Genomic DNA, 6045 nt, shown 5'->3' with positions numbered 1-6045 from the left:
ACACCTTTTTCTTTTTCGCTCGCGTCAGGCGCTTCAGAAGCCGATTTCGTGACCTTATCGGCAGCGCCGCGTCCGCCCCTCCGCTGCCAACGCGGATAAAGAAATTTCTTGGCATTTGTCCTCTTAATGGACTAATATCGCCGTCAAGAGGACTCGTGGCTTTACCATCAAGTTCGTGAGGGAAGATAAAAGATGACCTCGATCAACCGCAGGCAATGGCACCGACTGACTCTCGGCTGCGTGGCTGCCGCTTTGACGCCGCTCGGCGGTTTGGCGGGGTTGCGACGCATCAATTCGCGTTTTCGCGGCGTGACCTTGGGAGCGCAAAGCTACAGTTTCCGCGACATGAAACTGGATGAGATGCTGGACGCAATGCGCGAGATCGGGCTTGGAAGCTGCGAGCTTTGGGCCGGACACGTGGAGCCAGTCGAACTCCAAATCCGCGCTTATACCGATGCCAAGGCGCGCGAAGAACTGCGCCGTTGGCGCTTACAGACCCCGCTCGGCTTCTTCCGCGACGTGCGGCGCAAGTTCGAACGCGCCGGCATCGAGATCAACGCCTACAACTATTCCATGCGCGATGACTTCACGAACGAAGAGCTGGAAGTGGGCTTTCGGCAGGCGCGAGCGCTCGGTGTGCGCGTGCTCACCTCTTCATCCAACGTCAGTATGGCGCAACGCATCGACTCTATGGCGCGTCGACATCGCATGGTGGTTGGCATGCATAATCACTCGCGCATCTTGCCGGACGAATTCGCCACGCCCGAAAGCTTCATGCGCGCTCTCAAGGGGACGCGAAACATCCGCATCAATCTCGACATCGGCCACTTCGTCGCGGCGAACTTCGACCCGCTCCCCTTCATCCGCGAACATCACGCGCGCATCGTCACGCTTCACATCAAAGATCGCAAACGCAACCAAGGGCCCAATGTCCCCTTTGGCACGGGCGACACGCCGATTCGCGAAACGCTCCTGCTGCTGCGCGATAACAAGTGGGGGATCCCGGCCAACATCGAATACGAGTACAAAGGAGCAGATACGCGCGCCGAAGTACGGCGCTGCTTCGAGTACTGCAAACAGATACTGCTCTCTTGAAGCGCGTCGCAAAAGCGATGGGAGAAGCTGATGCGAAGGGCTTTTTGAGACTCGCTGAGGATAACTCAGCGAATCGCGCCGCGCGTTACTTGGAAGCAAAAAGCCCTTCGAGACGCGACGACGAAAACGGACCAAAGCGATGGCCCAAGGCTTGGAGCCATCGCTAACAGGCTAACGCTTATCTCTTTGAAATCGCGGGTCTCAGTTTTTCTTTAGCGGGCGAACGCTCACCTCTTTGAAATAGACGTGCGTCTGTTTGTCGCGCACGTAATCGTCGTGGTTTTGTAAACCTATGTAACCGAAGGCAGGACGCGGATTGTCGCGCTCCGGTTCCCACTCCTTGGTGCGCGGTGGGACGGGCTGCTTCGGATCGAAGCGGGTCACTTCAACGCCATTGACGTGCACGATGATGAGGTCGCCTTGCAAGGTGATCTCCATCGTATTCCACTCGCCGACGGGTCTGGTCGGCACGCTGCGCGAAGGAGCGAGCGAATAGATCGCGCCCGTGCGATGGTATTCATCCTGCCGGTCGAGTATCTGGACTTCGTAGCCGTGATGCACGGCAAACCATTCGTCTTTGGGCCGGTCAGCAAGGCGAACGAAGACGCCAGAATTGGCCGCCGGATCGTTCGTCTTGTAAACGACGCGGATCACACAATCGCCGAACTTCTCGCGCGTGTACCAAAGCAGTCCCATGCCGCCTTCAGTCCGCAAAACGCCGTTCTCGACGACGAACCTTCCGGGACCAACGTGCTGCCATCCGTCGAGGTCTTTGCCGTTGAAAAGCTGCTTTTGGGCTTGACAGCCAAAAGGGGTAAGCAACGCTAGCAGGAGCGCGAAGAGTCGCATGATCAGCCTGACCTCCGAGAATGGGAACATCATACCTTGACACCCTCCCCATGCCCAAAGAGAGGGGTCTGAAGCGCCGCCGTGATCCGATGATCGCGCCCGTGCGCGGCTTTTGTCGAAGCTCGGATCAAATGCCGACCGCGGCCAGAGAGAGCATAATCTTCAAACGGCCATAATTTCAAACGGTTTTACGAAAAAGGGGCGACGGTAAACTTCTTTGCGTAGCTTTTGAGCAAAAAACGCACATTGAATGAGCTAGTCCCGCTGCTCACGAGCAACCACGGGCGATTTCGAGCGAAAAAAGATCTTGACAGAGCAGCATTAGTTCATATACTTGACCAACAAATTAACCCTCTCTGGAGGTGTCGCGTCATGTCTTCGACTTTTCGACCTCTAACGCATTTAACCAATCTTCTCTGCCTGCTTCTGTGCCTGCCGCTCATAGCCCTGTCGCAGGACTTCCGAGCAACTATTTCGGGCCAGGTCACGGACCAGAACGGAGCAGCCGTCCCCAATGCAACGGTGCGAGCCATTCGCGTTGATACCAACGTGGCGACCGAAACACGCACCAACGCCGATGGCTATTACACGCTGCCGTATCTTAACCCGGGGGATTATCACATCGAAGTGTCGGCCCCCGGCTTCAACACACTACGTCGAGAGAACATCACGTTGCGCGTCGCCGATCGCTTGAATCTGCCGTTGACGTTGACCGTCGGCGCGCTCAAACAAGAGGTTACGGTGACGGCGCAACAGGAGTTGATCGAAACGGCGACGGCCAATCGCGGGTTGGTCTTCGATCCGGTTAAAACGCAAGAGTACCCGCTCAACGGGCGGCAAGCTTACATGCTGATGCAACTGACGCCGGGCGTCATCTTCACGCAAGAGGAGTTCGGCGCGACGGGCTTTTCGGGCACACGCGGGTGGGACGTCAATGGCTCGTATAAGATCAACGGCGGACGTTCGGGAACCAATCAATTTCTGCTCAATGGCGCGCCGATCAGCACTACGGGCACATGGCAGATCGCGCCCAATGTCGAGGCCATTCAAGAGTTCAAAGTGATGACCAACACCTACGACGCGCAGTATGGGCGGACCGGTGGTGGCACGGTCAACACGACTTTGAAATCCGGGACCAACGAGTGGCACGGGTCGGCCTTTGAGTTCTTCCGCCACGAAGCGCTGGATGCCAACACGACGCAGAACAATCGCGTCGGTGCGTCGCGTGGCAAGCACCGCACGCACCAGTTCGGCGGGGTCATCGGCGGGCCTATCCGCAAGGACAAGGATTTCATCCTCTTCAGCTTCGAAGGCTTTCGCGAGGTCGTGCCCTTTCCGATTGTCAGCAGCGTGCCGCCGCTCGACTTGCGCGAGGGCAAAAACTTCACCAAGTACGGGATCAAGATCTACGATCCTTTGACGACGCGCTTGTGCCGCCCTGGCATAGACACGCCCCCGGGCCAGCCCTGTTTCGGCACGTACATACGCGACCCGTTCCCCAACAATGAAATTCCCCCGGATCGCCTCAGTCCCATCGGCAAAGCGATCTTGAACCTCTATCCGGCACCCAATGCTCCCGGGCTGACGCAAAACTTCTTCGCAACGGGCAACCTCGGCCGTTACCGCTACAACCAGCCGATGGGACGTTTCGATCACATCTTCAACGACAGGACGCGTATGTACGTCGTCTTCGCCTACCAGAACGGGTATGAATTTCGCAACAACAACGGGTTCCCCGAACCAGCGATCGTAGCGAACTACAATTCTAATCGTCGTACGCACCAGTACGTCTTCGACGTCACGCATGTCCTATCTTCGACCAAAGTGCTCGATGTGCGCCTCTCCTTCGGTCGATTCGCCCAACGTTTTCCCGATGGGAACCTCGACTCCGATTTCACCGTGGACAAGTTAGGCATTCGCATGCCCGTCGTCCCAACGGTGAAGAAACAGTTGCCGCCTCGCATCAACCTGAGTTCCTACAACTCGATCATCGGGAACACATACAGCTTCTCGGCAGACACGCAGATCGACTTCGCGCCCAGCATGACGCACACCATTGGGCGGCATACGCTCCACTACGGATTTGAGTGGGCGCGCATCGCCCGTGCATCCATGGGGCCGGGACGTGCCAACGGCGAGTTTACCTTCAACAACGGCTTCACGCAGCAGTATGCCGATAGGGGGCAGGGAGCATTCGATGGATCAGGCATCGCCAGCCTCTTGCTCGGCTACCCGGCCTCCGGTTTCATCGATTGGAACGACAGCGCCTACCGCATCAACCAGTACTACGCGGCGTACATCCAAGACGATTGGCAAGTCAGGCCCGATCTTACGCTCAATCTGGGCTTACGCTATGACGTGCAGGTGCCTTTCGTCGAGCGTTTCAATCGCGTCATCCGCGGCTTCGATTACAACGTGAAGAATCCCTTGAGCGACCAAGTCCTTGCCCGGTGGCGCGAGTTGAAAGCGCAATACGATGCGACCAATCCGCGTTACCCTTATCCCGACCCTCCGGCCGAACTTCGCGGCGGCATACTATTCGCCGATGAGAAGAATCGCCGGACCTACGATACGGAGTGGTGGAACATCCAACCGCGTCTCGGTTTCGCTTGGAAATTCGCCGAGCGCACCGTGTTGCGCGGTGGGTTCGGCATCTACTACCGTTTCGCCTCGCAAGGGAACCTCTCGACCGGATTTAGCCAGCGCACGAACTACCAAGCGCAATCGCCTGTCGCTGGCGTCCCCGGCGTTCCCTCGGCAACTGGCGTCACCGGCCCATATTCGTTGCAAAATCCTTTTCCCGATGGAGTGATCAGCCCAAAGGGGAGATCGCTCGGATTGCTTACCAACATCGGGCAATTCGTCGGCTACGATGGGCGAACCCTGAAGATACCGCGCAGCTACATATACTCGCTCGGGATCGAGCGTGAACTCCCCTTCGAGATGGTGCTGGAAGTTTCCTATTCCGGCAACAAGACCATCCACGATGTCATTTGCTGCTCGGGCGTTTACTACGACGAACCCCCGCCACGCCTTTTTGCCAGCGCACAAGCAGATCCCATCCTCTTCAACCGGCAGCTACCCAACCCGTTCTACGGCATCCTGCCGGCATCTTCGGATCTGGGGCGCGGTCAAACGCTGAGCGCTTATAACCTCTATCGCCCATATCCGCTCTTCAACGGGATCATCGAGTACAACGTCCCCGGAGCCTCTTTCCGTTACGATGCCATGCAGACCAAGCTTGAAAAGCGCGTGCTTGGCGGGCGGAGAGCCGGCATTTTGACCTTCGTCCTCTCCTACACGTGGTCGAAACATTTCGAGGACAATCACCGCTTGAACGTGTGGGACAACAACGAGCCGCTGGCCCATGACCTCGAATACCAAGACAAGACACACAGCTTCGCCTTCAGCGGCGTTTGGGATCTGCCCTTTGGAGAAGGACGCGCGCTGCTCTCCAGCCCATCGCGCTATCTCGGATGGCTCGTCAACGGTTGGCAAATGAATTGGATCCTCACCTACTACTCAGGGTACCTTGTGGATAAGCCTAATCTTCTCTTCAACTGCGGCGATTACAAGGCCAATCCACAAACGCCTGATAGGTGGTTCAACAACGACAAGAACTGCTATCAGCTCCTTCCCCCCTTCGCGCGACGCGAAGCTCTTTTCAGGTTCTCTTGGATCAGACAACCATCCAAGCCCCAGTTGAACGTTTCGTTGGCCAAAAACATTCGCCTCTCCGAACGTTATGGCCTACAGTTGCGCGCCGAGTCCTTCAACGTAACCAACACCCCGATCCTCAAGGGGCCAGACACGAACTTTTTCAGCCCCAACTTCGGTCGGCTTTTCCCGGATCAGAAGAATTTCCCGCGGATCATTCAACTGGCGGCCAAGTTCACTTTCTGAGCATGGATCGCGCCGCTCGTCGGAGTAGCCCCGCTTTTATCGCGCGGGGCTACTCTTCGACAATCGAACGCTAGCTCATCGCGAATCGCAAGTGACGTCCTCCCCTCAATAAATTGAGGGGCATCCCCAAAGGAATGGACGCGAGAGCACGCGTCGCGCGCGCTTCGGTTCAGCGACACCGTGCCATCCCAAGTGGTA

3 protein-coding genes are annotated in these 6045 nt (G+C 57.2%); 2 read left to right on the top strand and 1 reads right to left on the bottom strand.

Going from position 1 to position 6045, the window contains the following annotated elements:
* Positions 1–192: 192 nt before the first annotated feature.
* Positions 193–1095, top strand: coding sequence for a sugar phosphate isomerase/epimerase family protein (locus tag C4334_RS14285; RefSeq protein ID WP_352432762.1), 903 nt, complete (start codon positions 193–195; stop codon positions 1093–1095).
* Positions 1096–1296: 201 nt separating this feature from the next.
* Here the strand turns inward: C4334_RS14285 and C4334_RS14280 are convergent, their stop codons facing one another.
* Complete coding sequence (locus tag C4334_RS14280; protein ID WP_352432761.1) at positions 1297–1977, bottom strand: 3-keto-disaccharide hydrolase; 681 nt, start codon at positions 1975–1977, stop codon at positions 1297–1299.
* Between the two features lie 339 nt (positions 1978–2316).
* Between C4334_RS14280 and C4334_RS14275 the strand changes: the two genes are divergently transcribed.
* Positions 2317–5847 carry a TonB-dependent receptor gene (locus C4334_RS14275; protein ID WP_352432760.1) on the top strand — a complete coding sequence of 1177 codons (3531 nt, stop codon included), beginning with the start codon at positions 2317–2319 and terminating at the stop codon, positions 5845–5847.
* Positions 5848–6045: the final 198 nt, after the last annotated feature.

Source organism: Pyrinomonas sp., from assembly GCF_040289685.1.
GTDB lineage: Bacteria > Acidobacteriota > Blastocatellia > Pyrinomonadales > Pyrinomonadaceae > Pyrinomonas.
This window is presented reverse-complemented; position numbering and strand designations above follow the sequence as displayed.